The sequence below is a fragment of the Chelatococcus sp. CO-6 genome, from assembly GCF_001271345.1.
GTDB lineage: Bacteria > Pseudomonadota > Alphaproteobacteria > Rhizobiales > Beijerinckiaceae > Chelatococcus_A > Chelatococcus_A caeni.
This window is the reverse complement of sequence record NZ_CP012398.1, coordinates 679813-696562: the sequence shown is the minus strand read 5'-3', so window position 1 is coordinate 696562 and position 16750 is coordinate 679813. Positions and strand designations below refer to the sequence as shown.

Sequence of the window (16750 nt, the reverse complement as noted above, 5' to 3'; positions counted from 1 at the left end):
TGGGTGCCCGCGACAAGCGCGGGCATGACGGCCGAGACAGTTACGCAAATGGAATGGGGCGGGTAGCATAACCTCCCCGTTCGTCACGGCCGGGCCTGTCCCGGCCATCCACGCCTTTCAACCCCGCACGAGCGTCACGGCGTGGATGCGCCGCGACGAGCGCGGGCATGACGGCCGAGACAAGTTCGCAAATGGAATGGGGCGTGTAGCACAACCTCTCCGCCCGTCATGGCCGGGCTTGTCCCGGCCATCCACGCCTTTCAACCCCGCACGAGCTTCATGGCGTGGGTGCCCGCGACAAGCGCGGGCATGACGCTGGCGACAGGGGCTTCGCTCACCGTTTGGCGAGCAGCGCCTCGAGATCGCGGCGGTAGTCGGCGCCGAGCTCGGGGTTCGAGAGCGCATAGGCGGCGTTGGCGGCGAGGAAGCCGAGCTTGGAGCCGCAGTCGTAGATGTCGCCGTCGAAGCGCGTGGCGAAGAACGGCTGCGACTTCGACAAGGTGATCATGGCGTCGGTCAGCTGGATCTCGCCGCCGGCGCCGCGCTCCTGCCGCGCGAGCAGGTCGAAGATCTCCGGCTGCAGGATGTAGCGTCCCGAGATGGCGAGGTTGGAGGGGGCGGTGCCCTTGGCCGGCTTCTCGATCATCTGCGTGATCGGATAGACCTTGCCGTTGCCGATCGCCTCGCCGACGCCGGTGATGCCGTACTGGTGCGTCTGGTCGGCCGGCACCTCGTAGACGGCGATCATGTTGCCGCCCGTGGCGTGGGCCTCGTAGGCCTCGATCATCTCGGCGAGGCAGGGCCGCACGCCGAGGTGCAGCATGTCCGGCAGCAGGAGGGCGAAGGGCTCGTCGCCGACGATGTCGCGCGCGCACCAGACGGCGTGGCCGAGGCCGAGCGGCCCCTGCTGGCGGGTGAAGCTGGTCTGCCCGGGGCCCGGCAGGTCACGGCGCAGCTGCTCGAGTTCCCTGGTCTTGCCACGCGTCTCGAGCGTGCGCTCCAGCTCGAACTGGCTGTCGAAATGGTCCTCGATGACGCCCTTGTTGCGGCCCGTCACGAAGACGCAATGCTCGATGCCGGCGGCACGTGCTTCGTCCACCACGTGCTGGATGACCGGCCTGTCGACGACCGTCAGCATCTCCTTCGGCATCGCCTTCGTGGCGGGCAGAAAGCGGGTGCCGAGGCCTGCGACGGGAAATACGGCCTTTCGGATAGGCTTCTTCATGGAACCCCAGGGGCTGGAGGGCACAACAAGAAACACGGCCCGGCGCCCTCTCTTGCCATGGCCGTGCCCGCACGAGATGTTCGCCGATATTGACCGGCGAACGTGTCAATCGCGTAAAGCGATTGACGAATGAACGCAGCCGGTCTGTCAATAGTTCCACGGAGCCGGAGGGCCTGCGCCAGCGGGACGGCCTGGCGCAGGAAAGGGATGGGGGCATGAGCGTCCTGGTGACCGGCGGAGCCGGCTATATCGGCAGCCATATGGTTCTCGAGCTCGTGGAGGCGGGGGAGCGTGTCGTCGTGCTCGACGACCTCTCGACCGGCTTTGACGAGGCCGTGCCGCGCGAAGCCGTGCTGGTGCGCGGCGATGCGGGCGATCAGGACCTCGTCGCAAGGCTGATCGGCGAATATGGCATCGATGCGATCGCGCATTTCGCGGCCAAGATCGTGGTGCCCGAATCGGTGGCCGACCCGCTCGGCTATTACCTCGCCAATACGGGGAAGACCCGCAACCTCATCGAGGCGAGCGTGCGGGCCGGCGTGCGGCACATGATCTTTTCCTCGACCGCGGCGGTCTACGGCGACGTCACCGCCAACCCGGTGTCGGAAGACCTCACCCCGGCGCCGGTCTCGCCCTATGGCCGCTCCAAGCTGGCCAGCGAATGGATGCTGGCCGACACGGCCGTGGCGCACGACCTCAACCACGTCATCCTGCGTTATTTTAACGTCGCGGGCGCGGATCCCGCGGGCCGGATCGGGCAATCCACCCCGCGGGCGACCCACCTCATCAAGGTCGCGTGCCAGACCGCTCTCGGCCAGCACCCGGTGCTGGAGGTCTTCGGCACCGATTATCCGACGCCGGACGGGTCGTGCGTGCGCGACTTCATCCAGGTGTCGGACCTTGCCCGCGCCCATGTGGCGGCCCTGGCGCACCTCAGGGCGGGTGGCGGCTGCCTGACGCTCAACTGCGGCTACGGCAAGGGTTTTTCGGTGCTCGAGGTGGTGGCGGCGGTCAAGCGCGTGTCGGGCGTCGATTTCCCGGTGAAGCTCTCGCCACGCCGCGCGGGCGATCCGGCAGCGATCGTGGCGGATGCCTCGCGCATCCGCGCCCTGCTCGACTGGCAGCCCCGCTACGACGATCTCGACGTGATCGTCTCCCAGGCCCTTGCCTGGGAGAAGCGGCTCGCCCAGCAATCGGCGGCTTGAAGCCGTTCCGTCAACGATTTTGCAACCATATCGCGCGAGCTAGTGGAGTTGAGTGCGTATGCGTGGCGGCTTCGGCCGCGGTTCGAAACGGGGATCCGACATGCGGCATGGCAGCAGGGACGGTGAGACGAGCCTCGCGACAGGGAACGGCAGGAGGCGGGCGCTGCTTGCCACGCTCGCCGTCAGCCTCGTCCTCGGCTCCTGCGCCTCGGCGGACGTGATGTCCGTCGGCAGCATCACGCCCTATGCGCCGACCGAGCAGCGGGTCACCCCCGAGGCGCCGCGGACCCCGGCCAGGTTCTCGCGCGGCGAGGGGGCGCCATCCCCGTCCTTCCGCGCCTTCGTCTCCGCCCTGTGGCCGGAGGCCCAGGCCCGGGGGGTCTCGCGCTCCGTCTACGACGCGGCCTTCTCCGGCGTCACGCAGGACGAGAAGATCATCGCGCTCACGAAGAAGCAGGCCGAGTTCGTCAAGCCGGTGTGGGAATATCTCGCCTCGGCCGTGTCGCAGAACCGGCTCGAGCGCGGCACGCCCATGACGCGCCAGTGGGCCTCCACCCTCGACACCATCGAGCGCACCTATGGCGTCGACCGCAAGGTCGTCATGGGCGTCTGGGGCATGGAGACGAATTTCGGCGGCTTCACCGGCTCGCACTACGTCGTACGCGCCCTCGCGACGTTGGCCGAAGCGAAGTATCGCGGCGACTATTTCCGCAACGAGCTGCTGACGGCGCTCGTCATCCTGCAGCAGGGGCACGTCAGCCCCGACCGCATGGAGGGGTCGTGGGCCGGCGCCATGGGCCAGACGCAGTTCATGCCGTCGAGCTTCATGCGCTACGCGGTCGACTTCACGGGCGACGGGCGCCGCGACATCTGGACCTCGGTGCCGGATGCGCTCGCCTCCACCGCCAACTATCTCAAGCAGCACGGCTGGCAGCCGGGTCTGCCGTGGGGCTTCGAGGTCAAGGTGCCGTCGGGCTTCCGCTACGGCCGGGACAAGAAGTCCTTCGCCGCCTGGGCGTCGGAAGGCGTGCGCCGGGTCGACGGGCGGCCGCTCTCCGGGGCCGGCGAGGCGCGCCTCTTCCTGCCGGCGGGCGCGCGCGGGCCTGTCTTCCTGGTAACGGCGAACTTCGACGTCATCAAGCGCTACAACAATTCCGACGCCTATGCCCTCGGTGTCGCCCACCTCGGCGACAGGCTCTATGGCGGCGCGCCGATCCAGACGCCGTGGCCCACCGACCAGGCGCCGCTCGCCAAGCACGAGCGGGAGGAGGTGCAGCGGCATCTCGCCAGCCGCGGCTACGACATCGGCGACGTCGACGGGCGCATCGGCTCCCAGACGCGCGACGCGATCTTCGCCTTCCAGGAAAGCCGCGGCCTTATCGCCGACGGCCATGCCGACAACCGGCTGTTGGCGCAACTGCGCCAGACGCGATAGCATGAACCCGGCCCCGGCTGCGGCCGGGGCGGGAAACGGGCGATGCCGGGACGCAGCCTCATCGTTGCCATTCTCGTTGCGGCGGGATGCATCTTCGCCGCGGCGGTCGCGCACGCCCAGCAGGATCCGCTGACGCGCTTCCTCAACAACATCTTCCAGCCGAAGCCGCCGCCGCAGATGGAGCAGGTGCCGCGGCGGTCGTCCCGGCCCGCAGCCGCCCGGCCGCGCCAGACGGTGCCGCGGGCGGTGCCCGAGCAGCGCGGCGTCGCCGAGCGCACGCCGCGCGTCGAGGTCGACACCTATATCGTCGTCATGGGCGATTCCCTCGCCGAACTCCTGACGGAAGGGCTCGCCGAAACGCTGGCCGAAGCCGCCGACGTCGCGATCTATTCGCGCGCCAAGGGCGACACGGGGCTCGTGCGCAGCGACTTCTACGACTGGCCCAAGGCGGTGCAGGAGCTCGTCGCCAATCCCGAGCGGGTGTCGATCGGCGTGATGATGATCGGCGCCAACGACCGGCAGGCCTTCCGCACCCCGGCGGGGGAGGTGGAGCACGGCACGGCCGAATGGCGAACGCTCTATACGATGCGCGTCGACGAGATCATCCGCACCTTCGGCGAGAAGCGGATACCGCTCGTCTGGGTGGGCCTGCCGCCGATGAAGGGCGAGCGGCTGTCGGCCGATATGCTGGCCCTCAACGCCATCTTCCGCGAGCGCGTGACGGCGGCCGGCGGCCAGTATGTCGACATCTGGGAGGCCTTCCTCGACGCCGACGGACGCTTCTCGGCCTTCGGGCCCGATGTGAACGGCCAGAACGCGCGCCTGCGCACCAATGACGGCGTGCATTTCACCAAGGCGGGCGCGCGCAAGGCGGCGCATTTCGCGGCGCTCGTGCTGCGCCGGCTGATCGATGCGCACGGCGGCATCCAGCAGGCGCTGCTGCCGCTGCACGACGGCGTGCCCGGCCTCGACATGCGCGACCCCATCGAACGCATGATCGATGCCTCGATCCCGAGCCTGCCCGAGCCGAACGGCCTCATCTCCGTGTCGAGCAAGCCCGTGGCGGGGCCCATCCTGCCGCTCACGGCGCCGGACGCGGCGCCCGGCGGCATCCTCGTCTCGGCGCCGGCGGGTGCGGGCCAGGTCGACCAGCTCGCCGAGCGGGTGTTCATCCTCGGCGACGTGCCGCAGCCAAAACAGGGCCGGGTCGACGATTTTTCCTGGCCGCGGCGGCCGTAAGGGAGGCTGATCAGGTCAACGGTTCCGATTACAGGACCGTCATGCCCGCGCTTGTCGCGGGCATCCACGCCCTGAAAAGTCGAATGACCTCAAAGGCGTGGATGGCGACAGCAACGCGCATGCGCGTTACGTCTCTTCAAAGTGCTGCAAGTCGGACAAGCCCGACTTGCAATGACAAGCCCGGCCATGACGGGGGAGAACGTCGCTCACGAAAGCCGGCTATCCGGCCCCATGCGCTGCTTTCCCTCGGGCGGGATCCTGCGGGCCGGAGCCCGCAGCACCCGAGCGGAAAGAATTCTCAGCGCGGCAGGACGGACGAGCCCGTCAGATATTCGTCGATGGCGCGGGCGGCCTGGCGGCCTTCGCGGATGGCCCAGACGACGAGGGACTGGCCGCGGCGCATGTCGCCGGCGGAAAAGACCTTCTCGTTCGACGTGCGATAGTCGCTCTCGCTGGCGGCGACATTGCCGCGCCTGTCGAGCGTCACGCCCGCCTGTTCGACCATGCCCTCAAAGACCGGGCTGGCGAAGCCGATGGCGATGAAGACGAGATCGGCCCTGAGGACGAATTCGGTGCCGGCAACCGGCACGCGCTTCTCGTCCACGCGGGCGCAGCGCACGCCGATGACGCGGCCCTTCTTGCCCTCGAGGCCGAGCGTCGCGACCTGGAACTCGCGCTCGGCGCCCTCCGCCTGGCTCGAGGAGGTGCGCATCTTCGTCGGCCAGTAGGGCCAGACGGTGAGCTTGTCCTCCATCTCGGGGGGCTTGGGGCGGATGTCGAGCTGGGTCACCGAGAGGGCGCCCTGGCGGAAGGAGGTGCCGACGCAGTCGGAGGCCGTGTCGCCGCCGCCGATGACGACGACGTGCTTGCCGCCGGCGAGGATGGGATCGGAATCGAGGAAGTTCTCGCGGCCGTTGCGGCGGTTCTGCTGCACCAGGAAGGGCATGGCGTAATGCACGCCCTCGAGCTCCATGCCCGGCAGCTGGGGATCGCGCGGGCGCTCGGCGCCGCCGCACATCAGCACGGCGTCGTAGGCCTTCGCCAGCTCCTCGAACGGCTTGTCGACGCCGATGTTGACGCCGTAGTGGAAGACGACGCCCTCGGCCTCCATCTGCGCCACGCGCCGGTCGATGTGATGCTTCTCCATCTTGAAGTCCGGGATGCCGTAGCGCAGCAGGCCGCCGGCACGCGGCTCGCGCTCGTAGACGTGCACCTCGTGGCCGACGCGGGCAAGCTGCTGGGCGGCGGCGAGGCCGGCAGGGCCCGAGCCGACGACGGCGACGGACTTGCCGGTGAGGCGCGCCGGCGGCTCGGGGCGGATCCAGCCCATCTCCCATGCCTTGTCGGCGATCGCCTGCTCGATGGTCTTGATGGTGACGGGCACGTTCTCGAGGTTGAGCGTGCACGCCTCCTCGCAGGGCGCGGGGCAGATGCGGCCGGTGAACTCGGGGAAGTTGTTGGTCGAGTGGAGGTTGCGCGAGGCCTCCTCCCAGTCGTCGTTGTAGACGAGGTCGTTCCAGTCCGGGATCTGGTTGTGGACGGGGCAGCCCGTCGGCCCGTGGCAGAAGGGAATGCCGCAGTCCATGCAGCGGGCGGCCTGCTTCTGCAGGTCCTTGTCGTCCAGCGGCAGCGTGAACTCACGGAAATGCCGCACGCGGTCGCCGGCGAGCTGATACTTCTGCTCCTGCCGGTCGAATTCGAGAAAGCCGGTTACCTTGCCCATCGTCTCGTCATCCAGTCGTTGCGCCGCCGACCCACCTCCCCCTTGCGGGGGGAGGTCGGCCGCGTAGCGGCCGGGAGGGGGTTCCTGCCCGGACCGCGGCCTCCCCACCCCGGCGCCCTGGGCGCCGACCCGTCCCCCGAAGGAGAGGGTGGACCGCGGTCCCATGTCCTTATTCCGCCGCCTGCAACGTGCGCAGGCGCTCCATCTCGCGCAGGGCGCGCCGGTACTCGACCGGCATCACCTTGACGAATTTGGTGCGGTAGCCCGCCCAGTCGTCGAGGATGGCCTTGGCGCGGGCCGAGCCCGTGTAGAGCAGGTGGTTGGCGATGAGCTGCATCAGCCGCTCCTCGTCGTGGCCCGACATGTCGGCGAGCACGTCGATGCGGCCCTTGTGCTCGAGGTCGCCGCCGTGGTGGTGCAGGCGCTCCATGAGCTCCTCCTCCTCCTCGACGGGTTCGAGGTCGACCATGGACAGGTTGCACCGCTTGGTGAAGGTGCCGTCCTCGTCGAGCACATAGGCGATGCCGCCGGACATGCCGGCCGCGAAGTTGCGACCCGTCGGGCCGATGACGACGACGACGCCGCCGGTCATGTATTCGCAGCCGTGGTCGCCCGTGCCCTCGACGACGGCGATGGCGCCCGAGTTGCGCACCGCGAAGCGCTCGCCGGCGACGCCGCGGAAGTAGCACTCGCCGGCGATGGCGCCGTAGAGCACCGTGTTGCCGACGATGATCGAGCGCTCGGGCACCGCCTTCGTCTCCGCCGGCGGCTGGACGATGATCTTGCCGCCGGAGAGGCCCTTGCCGACATAGTCGTTGGCCTCGCCCGTCAGGTGCAGCGTCACGCCGGCGGCGAGGAAGGCGCCGAAGCTCTGGCCGGCCGTGCCCTTGAGGTTCACCGTGATGGTGTCCTCCGGCAGGCCCTCGTGGCCGTGCAGCTTGGCGATCTCGCCCGACAGCATGGCACCCGTCGTGCGGTCGACGTTGCGGATCGTCTCCTCGATGACGACCGGCGTGCCCTCGTCGATGGCTTCGCGCGCCTGCGCGATGAGCCTGAGGTCGAGCACGTCGTCGATCGGGTGCTTCTGGCGCTCGCTGTGGAAGACGGCGACGTCCGGGCCGACCTCGGGCCGGTGGAACAGGCGCGTGAAGTCGAGGCCCTTGGCCTTCCAGTGGTCGATGGCCTCCTTCTTGTCGAGGAGGTCGGTGCGGCCGATCATCTCCTCGATCCTGCGGAAGCCCATCTCGGCCATCAGCTCGCGCACTTCCTCGGCGACGAAGAAGACGTAGTTGACGACATGCTCCGGCAGGCCCTTGAAGCGCTTGCGCAGGACGGGGTCCTGCGTCGCCACGCCGACGGGGCAGGTGTTGAGGTGGCACTTCCTCATCATGATGCAGCCGGCGGCGATGAGCGGCGCCGTCGAGAAGCCGAACTCGTCCGCCCCGAGCAGCGCGCCGATGACGACGTCGCGCCCCGTGCGCAGACCGCCGTCGACCTGCAGGCGCACGCGGCCGCGCAGGCGGTTGAGGACGAGCGTCTGCTGCGTCTCGGCGAGGCCCATCTCCCACGGGCTGCCGGCATGCTTGATGGAGGTCAGCGGCGAGGCGCCGGTGCCGCCCTCGAAGCCCGAGATGGTGATGTGGTCGGCCCGCGCCTTGGCGACGCCGGCGGCGACCGTGCCGACGCCGACCTCGGAGACGAGCTTGACCGACACATCGGCCGCCGGGTTGACGTTCTTCAGGTCGAAGATGAGCTGGGCGAGATCCTCGATCGAGTAGATGTCGTGGTGCGGCGGCGGCGAGATGAGGCCGACGCCCGGCGTCGAGTGGCGCAGCCGGGAGATGACCGCATCGACCTTGTGGCCGGGCAGCTGGCCGCCCTCGCCGGGCTTGGCGCCCTGGGCCACCTTGATCTGCATCATGTCCGAATTGACGAGATATTCGGTGGTGACGCCGAAGCGGCCCGATGCGATCTGCTTGATGGCCGAGCGCTTGGAGCGCCCGTCCGCCAGCGGCCGGAAACGCGCGGCATCCTCGCCGCCCTCGCCGGTGTTGGACTTGGCGCCGATGGCGTTCATCGCCAGGGCCAGGGTCTCGTGCGCCTCCTTGGAGATGGCGCCGAGCGACATGGCGCCCGTCGAGAAGCGCCTGACGATCTCAGCCGCGGGCTCCACCTCCTCGAGCGGCACCGGCTGGGCGCCGCGCTCGGCGGCCGTCCGGATGCGGAAGAGGCCGCGCACGGTGCTGAAGCGGTTCTCCTGCTCGTTCACGAGGCGCGCGAACTCGCGGTAGCGATCCTGCGCATTGAGGCGCACCGCGTGCTGCAGCGTCGCCACCGTGTCCGGGTTCCAGACGTGGTCCTCGCCGCGCAGGCGGTAGGCGTAGTCGCCGCCGACCTCGAGGGAATTGCGCAGCACCGGCACGTCGCCGAAGGCGTCGCGGTGGCGGCGCACCGTCTCCTCGGCGATCTCGGCAAGGCCGATGCCCTCGATGGTGGTGGCTGTGCCGAAGAAGAATTTCGCGACGAAGTCGCTCTTCAGGCCGACCGCGTCGAAGATCTGCGCGCCGCAATAGGACTGGTAGGTGGAGATGCCCATCTTCGACATGACCTTGAGCAGGCCCTTGTCGATGGACTTGATGTAGCGCTTGATGATCTCCTCGTCGTCGACCTCCTCGGGGAAGTCGAGCGCCTCGTGCATCGCCGCCAGCGTGTCGAAGGCGAGGTAGGGGTTGATCGCCTCGGCGCCATAGCCGGCAAGCAGGGCGAAGTGGTGCACCTCGCGCGGCTCGCCGGATTCGAGGACGAGACCGACCGAGGTCCTGAGCCCCTTGCGGATGAGGTGGTGGTGCACCGCCGCCGTCGCGAGCAGGGCGGGGATGGCGATACGGTCCGGCCCCAGCATGCGGTCGGAGAGGATGATGATGTTGTAGCGGCCATGCACGGCCGCCTCCGCGCGCTCGCACAGGCGCTCCAGCGCACCGGGCAGGCCCTCCGCGCCCTGGCCGGCGGGATAGGTGATGTCCAGCGTCTTGGTGTCGAACTGGTCCTCGCTGTGGCCGATGCAGCGGATCTTTTCGAGATCCTCGTTGGTCAGGATCGGCTGGCGCACCTCGAGACGCTTGCGGCGCGAGGTGCCCTCGAGGTCGAGGATGTTCGGCCGCGGCCCGATGAACGAGACGAGGCTCATGACGAGCTCCTCGCGGATCGGATCGATCGGCGGGTTCGTCACCTGGGCGAAGTTCTGCTTGAAATAGGTGTAGAGCAGCTTCGGCTTGTCCGACAAAGCCGAGATCGGCGTGTCGGTGCCCATCGAGCCGACGGCCTCCTGGCCGGTGACGGCCATGGGCTGCATGAGGAGCTTGAGGTCCTCCTGGGTGTAGCCGTAGGCCTGCTGGCGGTCGAGCAGGCTCACGTCCGTGCGCGATTCACGCGCCTGGACCGGCGGCAGCTCCTCCAGCACGATCTGGGTGCGCTTCAGCCACTCCTTGTAAGGGTGGCGGCGGCTCAGTTCGCTCTTGATCTCCTCGTCGGAGACGATGCGGCCCTCTTCGAGGTCGATGAGCAGCATCTTGCCCGGCTGCAGGCGCCACTTCTCGACGATCTTCTCCTCGGGGATGGGCAGCACGCCCATCTCGGAAGCGCCGACGACGAGCCCGTCCTCGGTGACGAGGTAGCGCGCGGGGCGCAGGCCGTTGCGGTCGAGCGTCGCGCCGATCTGGCGCCCGTCCGTGAAGACGATGGCGGCCGGGCCGTCCCACGGCTCCATCAGCGCGGCATGGTACTCGTAGAAGGCGCGCCGCTCCTCGTCCATGAGCGGATTGCCGGCCCAGGCCTCGGGCACCAGCATCATCATGGCGTGGGCGAGCGAATAGCCGCCCTGGGTGAGGAACTCGAGCGCGTTGTCGAAGCAGGCCGTGTCCGACTGGCCCTCGTAGGAGATGGGCCAGAGCTTGGAGATGTCGTTGCCGAAGATCTCGGAATCGACCGAGGCCTGCCGCGCCGCCATCCAGTTGACGTTGCCGCGCAGGGTGTTGATCTCGCCGTTGTGCGCCACCATGCGGTAGGGGTGGGCCAGCGACCAGGTGGGGAAGGTGTTGGTCGCGAAGCGCTGGTGCACGAGGGCGAGCGCGCTCTCGAAGCGCGGGTCGCGCAGGTCGGCGTAATAGTCGCCGAGCTGGTCGGCGAGCAGCATGCCCTTGTAGACGAGCGTGCGCGTCGACAGGCTCACCGGGTAGTAGCCGGCGGTGCGCGGGTCGTTGAGGTCGTAGATGGCGTTGGAGACGACCTTGCGCAGGATGAAGAGGTGCCGCTCGAAATCGTCCTGCGTCGTCACGCCCTCGCCGCGGCCGATGAAGACCTGCACGTGCCGCGGCTCGGTGGGCTTCACGCTCTCGCCGAGCACGGAGGGATCGACCGGCACGTCGCGCCAGCCAAGGAGCACCTGGCCCTCCTCGGCGGTGACGCGCTCCAGCGTCTCCTTGACGATGGCGAAGCCTTCCGCGTCGCGCGGCATGAAGAGATGGCCCACGGCATAGTCGCCGGCAGGCGGCAGGGCGATGCCGAGCTTCTCGCATTCCTCGCGCAGGAAGCGGTCCGGCACCTGCACCAGCATGCCGCAGCCGTCGCCCGCCTTCGGGTCGGCGCCGACGGCGCCGCGGTGGTCGAGGTTCTTCAGGATGGCAAGGCCATCGGCGACGATGTCGTGGCTCTTGTCGTTCTTCATGTGGGCGATGAAGCCGACGCCGCAGGCGTCACGCTCGCGCGCAGGGTCGTAGAGGCCTTGCGCGGGCGGCAGACCGGGGTCCGCAGCGCGCGTTTTCTGAAGCAGCGCCGGGTTGGAGACCAGCTTTTGCTCGTTCGTCGCGCTCATGTTCTGCCCCATCGTTGCCGCCGCGGCGGCGTGTCCACGTCGTTCGTCTCTCGCGGGGTCACCGGTCCGTGCCGGCGGCCTGTCGCCGCCCGCCCGTACGCACCCTCTTGTTGGTCTTAGAGGTCCGGTCGCGCTGTTTCCGTTGCGCCCGCACCTCGCGGGCGTCTCGCGGCATAAAGCCGGGGCGCGCCCGCTAAGCCCGCGTCGTGCGGGCGGCAGGTTTCGTATCGCGTTTGGCGGCCGTCAGACGTGCCATAACCAAGACCTGCCTTGCCTTGCTCGCGGAAGGCCCGACCGGATGCCGGGCTCGGGTGATCATCGGAATGGGACAGTAAGGCTGTCCTAAACCGGGCGGACCTTGCCAGATTTTTTCTAAGGTGACAAGCGGGTATTTGCGAGTCGTTTGATCGAAACTTATACGCAGGCCCCAGCCTGGATTGCGTTCGTGACGAATTGACGGAGGCACGCGTAATTTAATTGCGCGCCGGTCGCGGCTGAGCCGTTGCCGTCCGGCAGCAGGGGAGCCAGAGCGTGCTGCCGGAAAGGCGCCGCCATGACCCCTGTGCGCTTCACGCGGGCAGAACCATGCTCTAGCTTCCGCTGGCGACCGGAGTGCGGAGGCAGGATTGAATTTCGCAAGCGACAATGTGGCGGGTGCGAGCCCGCGGGTGATGGAGGCGCTCGTCGCCGCCAATGCCGGCAGCCAGCGCGCCTACGGGGCGGACGAGCATACGGCGCGCGTCGAGGCGCGGCTGAAGGAGATCTTCGAGCGCGACCTTTCGGTCTTCCTCGTCGCCACGGGCACGGCAGCCAACGCGCTGGCGCTCGCCACCCTCTGCCCGCCCTGGGGTGCGGTGCTGTGCCACGCCGAGGCGCATGTGGCCGAGGACGAATGCGGCGCGCCGGAGTTCTTCACGGGCGGGGCCAAGCTCGTCGGCTTTCCCGGGCGGCTCGGCAAGCTCACGGCGGAGGAGATCGCGGCGCATCTCGCCGCGCCGACCGGGCGGCCGCCGCATCAGGTCATTCCCTCGGCCCTCTCGCTGACCCAGGCGAGCGAGGCCGGCACCGTCTATACGCTGGACGAGATCGCGACGCTCGCGGACATCGCCCGCCGGCACGGTCTCGGCGTGCATATGGACGGCGCGCGCTTCGCCAATGCGCTCGTGCGCCTCGGCGTGAGCCCTGCCGACATGACATGGCGCGCGGGCGTCGACGTCCTCTCCTTCGGCGCCACCAAGAACGGCTGCCTTGCGGCGGAGGCCGTGATCGTCTTCGACCGCGACAAGGCGGCGCACATGGCGCAGCGTCGCAAGCGCGGCGGCCACCTCCTCTCCAAGGGCCGCCTGCTCGGCGCCCAGCTCGACGCCTATCTCGCCGACGGCCACTGGCTCGACCTCGCGGCCCGGGCCAATGCGGCGGCAGACCGGCTCGCCGCGGGCCTCGCGCGTCTCGGCTGCCGCATCGCTCTGCCGGTCGAGGCCAACGAGATCTTCGTCTTCCTGCCGCAAGCGATGGACGAGGAGCTGCGGGCGGCGGGCGCGCTCTACCACCCGTGGGTGACGTCGAGCCTGCCGGAGGGCGTTGCGGCCGGGGAGGGGGAGGTGCTGGTGCGCCTCGTCACCGCCTTCGATACCGCGGAGGCGGCCGTCGACCGCTTCCTCGCCATCGCCGGCGGACAGGCGGCGGCCTGACCTGCCGTTGCCGCGGCGGCGCCCAACGCCCGCCCCAATGCCGGTGCACAGACGAGGGTGACGAATGGCAATGAACGAGGCAGATGACGTGCTTGCTCCTGTTGCCGGACCGCGCCGCGCCCGGCGCGCTGCCGGGCTTCTCACGGCGCTCGCGGCGCTCACCCTGGCGTCGGGCGTCGCCCTCGCCCAGGGCTACTACGCGCCCGAGGTCTATGATGAGCCACTGAGCCCGCGCGAGGTGGTGCGCTCGGTGCGCTCGGAAGGTTTTGCGCAGATCTCCCGTCCGCGCCTGACGCGCGGTTTCTACGTCGTCGAGGGCACGGACGTGAACGGCTGGCGCATGCGCCTCTTCGTCGACGCCTATTCGGGTGCGATCGTCAATGCGCGCCCGCTGCGGTCGACGATCATGGCCGAGGAGCCGTACCGGCCCTATTCGCCCGACAGGTTCGGCGGCGAGATCGGCGTCGAGATCGATACCGGGCGCGGCACCACGATCTACGCGCCGGTGCCGCTCCGGCAACGCCAGCCGAGCATGGCGGCGCTGCCGCCGCCGCGTCCGAGCGACCAGGAACTCGGGCTGCGCGCACCGCTACCGCCGTCGCGCGGGGACGTGAGGCTGCCCGAGACCTCCGGGCAGGCGGATGCGGCTGGCGAGGCTGAGGAGAGACCGAGCGTCGTCCTCGCGCCGCCCGAGGTGCCGCCCGTGCCGCCGGCAGGCGATGTCATCGGCAATGACGGCGATGAGATCGGCGGGCCGGCCTCGGGCGAGGAGATCCTGCCGAGCGCGCCGTTCTGATACAGCGGCCGGTCGGACCCATCGCGGGCTCGATCCCGAAAACAAAAGGCGCCGGAACGTCCGGCGCCTCGTCTTTTCTGGAGCGTTCCATGGCCTCGGCACGCGAGGCCATGGCCTGCCGCGTCAGGCGGCTTCCTTGGCGCGATCCGCCACCTTGGCGTCGATGGCGATGTTCGTCGGCTTCGTCGCGATGGGGATGGTGCGGGGCTTCATCGCCTCCGGCACCTCGCGGACGAGGTCGACGTGCAGGAGACCGTTCTCCAGCGCGGCGCCTGTCACCTGAACGTGGTCGGCGAGCTGGAAGCGGCGCTCGAAAGCCCGGGCCGCGATGCCCTGGTAGAGCATTTCGGGCCTCTGGGCACCTTCGGCGACCTTCTTCTCGCCGCGGATCGTCAGGGTGTTGTTCTTCGTCTCGATGGCGAGATCATCGCTGGCGAAACCGGCGACGGCTACCGTGATGCGATACGCATCTTCGCCGGTTCGCTCGATGTTGTAGGGCGGATAGCTCGGGGAGCTGTCGACGCCGGCAACCTGATCGAGCATCGAGAACAGACGGTCGAAGCCGACCGTCGAGCGGTAGAGGGGGGACAGATCGAATTGACGCATGGCACATCCTCCATTTGAAGCGATATGCGGACAATGCCCGCCTGAAACGGCCAGGCATCCCACCGTGCAGCCGTCAGTGGCCTGCACGCCAGAGAGTTGGTGGCGCCCGGCCGGTCTTTCAAGACCTGTGGCGACGGGGCGGGTGCAGCGGCTATAACCGGCAGCGAGAGGCCGCAAACGGGCGGTGGGAGGGGGCGATGGAACTCGTCGCGACAGAGCTGAACCCGGTGCCGAGCCAGCCGGTGATCACGCCGGTGACCACCGCGGACGGCATCGTGCTGCGCGCCGTGCGCTGGCGGGCGACGGCGCGCCGGACGCGTGGCACGGTCTTGCTCGTGCAGGGCCGGGCGGAGTTCATCGAGAAATATTTCGAGACGGTGGCGGACCTGCGCCGCCGCGGCTTTGCGGTCGTCGCCTTCGACTGGCGCGGGCAGGGCGGCTCGCAGCGCGACCTCGCCAACCCGCGCAAGGGCCACGTCGACGACTTCTCGCTCTATGAGCGCGACCTTGCGGCCATCCTCGATCAGGTCATCCTGCCGCGCTGCCCGCCGCCCTATTTCCTGCTCGCCCATTCCATGGGCGGGACGATCCTCCTGCACGCGCTGAGGGGGAAGAAGACGCCCTTCGCCCGCCTCGTCGCGGCCGCGCCGATGATCGACATCGCCATGGTGCCCTGGCCGCGCGCCGCGCGCCTCCTGTCCGAGATGCTCGATGCCTGCGGCTTCGGGGCGAGCTACGTCCCCGGTGGCGGCGCCACGTCGATCTCCACGAAGCCCTTCGCGGGCAACCGGCTGACGTCGGACCCGGTGCGCTATGCGCGCAATGCCGAGGTGGCCGCCCGGGCCCCCGAGCTTGCCATCGGCGATCCGACCGTGGCGTGGCTCGACGCCGCCTATCGCGCCATGGGCGCCTTCGCCGATCCGAATTTCGCGCTCGAGATCAGGACGCCGGTGCTCGTCGTCGCGGCCGGGGCCGATCCGGTGGTCTCGACACCGGCGACCGAGCGCTTCGCTGCCCGCCTCAAGACGGGCCGCGCCATCGTGATTCCCGGTGCCCGGCACGAGATCCTGATGGAGCGCGACGGCATCCGCGACCAGTTCTGGGCCGCCTTCGACGCCTTCGTGCCCGGCTCGGAAGGGGCACTGCCGGATCAGGCCGAGAGCAGCTTGAGCGCGGCTTCGTGAATCCGCGGGTCGCCCGCGGCGACGACCGTGCCGCCCGCTGCCGGTGAATCGCCCTGCCAGTTGGTGACGACGCCGCCGGCCCCCTCGATGATCGGCACCAGGGCGACGATGTCGTAGGGCTTCAGCCCGGCCTCGATGACGAGGTCGATATGGCCGGCCGCGACCATGCAATAGGCGTAGCAGTCATAGCCGTAGCGCACGAGGCGCGTCTCCCGCTCGACCCGCTCGTAGCGCGGGCGCTCGTCCGCATCGAAGAGGGCGGGGGAGGTGGTCGAGAGGGTCGCCTCGGCCAGGCTCGCGCAGCGCCGCGTCTTGAGCTTGCGCGCACCCATGGGGCCCTTGTAGCCGGCACTCCTGCCGCCGCCGTAGAAGCGCTCGCCCGTGAAGGGCTGGTGCATCAGGCCGTAGACGGGCGCGCTGCGGTGGGTGAGGCCGATGAGCGTGCCCCACAGCGGCAGGCCCGAGATGAAGGCGCGTGTGCCGTCGATGGGGTCGAGCACCCACACGTAGTCGGCATCCGTGCGCTCGTCGCCGAACTCCTCGCCGCAGATGCCGTGCTGGGGAAACTGCCGGCGGATGAGCTGGCGCATGGCGGCCTCGGCCGCGCGGTCCGCCTCCGTCACCGGGTCGAACCTGTCGCCGAGCGCCTTGTTCTCGGCCATCAGGGCGGTGCGGAAGAAGGGCAGGATGGCGCGCCCGGACACGGTTGCGAGCTCGTCCATGAAGGCGCTGAAGTCGACCGCTGCCATTCCCATCCCCTCCGCCAGCCGTGCACG

11 protein-coding genes are annotated in these 16750 nt (G+C 69.2%); 6 read left to right on the top strand and 5 right to left on the bottom strand.

Annotated features, from left to right (window positions below; translation table 11 throughout):
- Window positions 1-334: 334 nt before the first annotated feature.
- The gene (locus AL346_RS03380) at window positions 335-1225 is read right to left on the bottom strand and encodes a UTP--glucose-1-phosphate uridylyltransferase (protein WP_026015124.1); all 891 of its coding nucleotides are present in this window, start codon (window positions 1223-1225) and stop codon (window positions 335-337) included.
- A gap of 215 nt (window positions 1226-1440) precedes the next feature.
- Between AL346_RS03380 and galE the strand changes: the two genes are divergently transcribed.
- From galE to AL346_RS03365, 3 genes are all read left to right on the top strand, one after another.
- Window positions 1441-2430, top strand: a complete 990-nt coding sequence (gene galE, locus AL346_RS03375) for a UDP-glucose 4-epimerase GalE (RefSeq protein WP_019402098.1) — start codon at window positions 1441-1443, stop codon at window positions 2428-2430.
- A 100-nt stretch (window positions 2431-2530) separates the two neighbouring features.
- Window positions 2531-3865, top strand: coding sequence for a lytic murein transglycosylase (locus AL346_RS03370; protein WP_019402099.1), 1335 nt, complete (start codon window positions 2531-2533; stop codon window positions 3863-3865).
- Between the two features lie 42 nt (window positions 3866-3907).
- Entirely contained in the window at window positions 3908-5104 is a 1197-nt protein-coding gene (locus tag AL346_RS03365; RefSeq protein ID WP_050996599.1) for an SGNH family hydrolase, read from the top strand.
- Window positions 5105-5402: 298 nt separating this feature from the next.
- Here the strand turns inward: AL346_RS03365 and AL346_RS03360 are convergent, their stop codons facing one another.
- A complete protein-coding gene (locus tag AL346_RS03360; RefSeq protein WP_019402101.1) occupies window positions 5403-6827 on the bottom strand; it encodes a glutamate synthase subunit beta in 1425 nt (474 codons plus the stop codon).
- Between the two features lie 169 nt (window positions 6828-6996).
- Window positions 6997-11697 carry a glutamate synthase large subunit gene (gltB, locus tag AL346_RS03355; protein ID WP_156332668.1) on the bottom strand — a complete coding sequence of 1567 codons (4701 nt, stop codon included), beginning with the start codon at window positions 11695-11697 and terminating at the stop codon, window positions 6997-6999.
- 626 nt (window positions 11698-12323) lie between these two features.
- On the opposite strand from gltB, the gene AL346_RS03350 reads away from it, so the two are divergent.
- The gene (locus tag AL346_RS03350; RefSeq protein WP_026014944.1) at window positions 12324-13388 is read left to right on the top strand and encodes a low specificity L-threonine aldolase; all 1065 of its coding nucleotides are present in this window, start codon (window positions 12324-12326) and stop codon (window positions 13386-13388) included.
- Window positions 13389-13458: 70 nt separating this feature from the next.
- Window positions 13459-14184, top strand: a complete 726-nt coding sequence (locus AL346_RS03345) for a PepSY domain-containing protein (RefSeq protein ID WP_019401085.1) — start codon at window positions 13459-13461, stop codon at window positions 14182-14184.
- Window positions 14185-14307: 123 nt separating this feature from the next.
- Here AL346_RS03345 and AL346_RS03340 read toward each other — a convergent pair whose 3' ends face one another.
- The gene (locus AL346_RS03340) at window positions 14308-14790 is read right to left on the bottom strand and encodes an Hsp20 family protein (RefSeq protein ID WP_019401086.1); all 483 of its coding nucleotides are present in this window, start codon (window positions 14788-14790) and stop codon (window positions 14308-14310) included.
- A 197-nt stretch (window positions 14791-14987) separates the two neighbouring features.
- Here AL346_RS03340 and AL346_RS03335 point away from each other — a divergent pair, with 197 nt between their 5' ends.
- Window positions 14988-15974 carry an alpha/beta fold hydrolase gene (locus tag AL346_RS03335; protein WP_019401087.1) on the top strand — a complete coding sequence of 329 codons (987 nt, stop codon included), beginning with the start codon at window positions 14988-14990 and terminating at the stop codon, window positions 15972-15974.
- On the opposite strand, the gene hisN is transcribed toward AL346_RS03335, so the two are convergent.
- The gene (gene hisN / locus AL346_RS03330; protein WP_019401088.1) at window positions 15941-16723 is read right to left on the bottom strand and encodes a histidinol-phosphatase; all 783 of its coding nucleotides are present in this window, start codon (window positions 16721-16723) and stop codon (window positions 15941-15943) included. The two genes, AL346_RS03335 and hisN, sit on opposite strands and share 34 nt — an antisense overlap.
- Window positions 16724-16750: the final 27 nt, after the last annotated feature.

Coding starts and splice junctions, on each gene's coding strand:
- AL346_RS03380 (WP_026015124.1), bottom strand. CDS start 1,225: ATGAAGAAGCCTATCCGAAAGGCCGTATTTCCCGTCGCAGGCCTCGGC.
- galE (WP_019402098.1), top strand. CDS start 1,441: ATGAGCGTCCTGGTGACCGGCGGAGCCGGCTATATCGGCAGCCATATG.
- AL346_RS03370 (WP_019402099.1), top strand. CDS start 2,531: ATGCGGCATGGCAGCAGGGACGGTGAGACGAGCCTCGCGACAGGGAAC.
- AL346_RS03365 (WP_050996599.1), top strand. CDS start 3,908: ATGCCGGGACGCAGCCTCATCGTTGCCATTCTCGTTGCGGCGGGATGC.
- AL346_RS03360 (WP_019402101.1), bottom strand. CDS start 6,827: ATGGGCAAGGTAACCGGCTTTCTCGAATTCGACCGGCAGGAGCAGAAG.
- gltB (WP_156332668.1), bottom strand. CDS start 11,697: ATGAGCGCGACGAACGAGCAAAAGCTGGTCTCCAACCCGGCGCTGCTT.
- AL346_RS03345 (WP_019401085.1), top strand. CDS start 13,459: ATGAACGAGGCAGATGACGTGCTTGCTCCTGTTGCCGGACCGCGCCGC.
- AL346_RS03340 (WP_019401086.1), bottom strand. CDS start 14,790: ATGCGTCAATTCGATCTGTCCCCCCTCTACCGCTCGACGGTCGGCTTC.
- AL346_RS03335 (WP_019401087.1), top strand. CDS start 14,988: ATGGAACTCGTCGCGACAGAGCTGAACCCGGTGCCGAGCCAGCCGGTG.
- hisN (WP_019401088.1), bottom strand. CDS start 16,723: ATGGCAGCGGTCGACTTCAGCGCCTTCATGGACGAGCTCGCAACCGTG.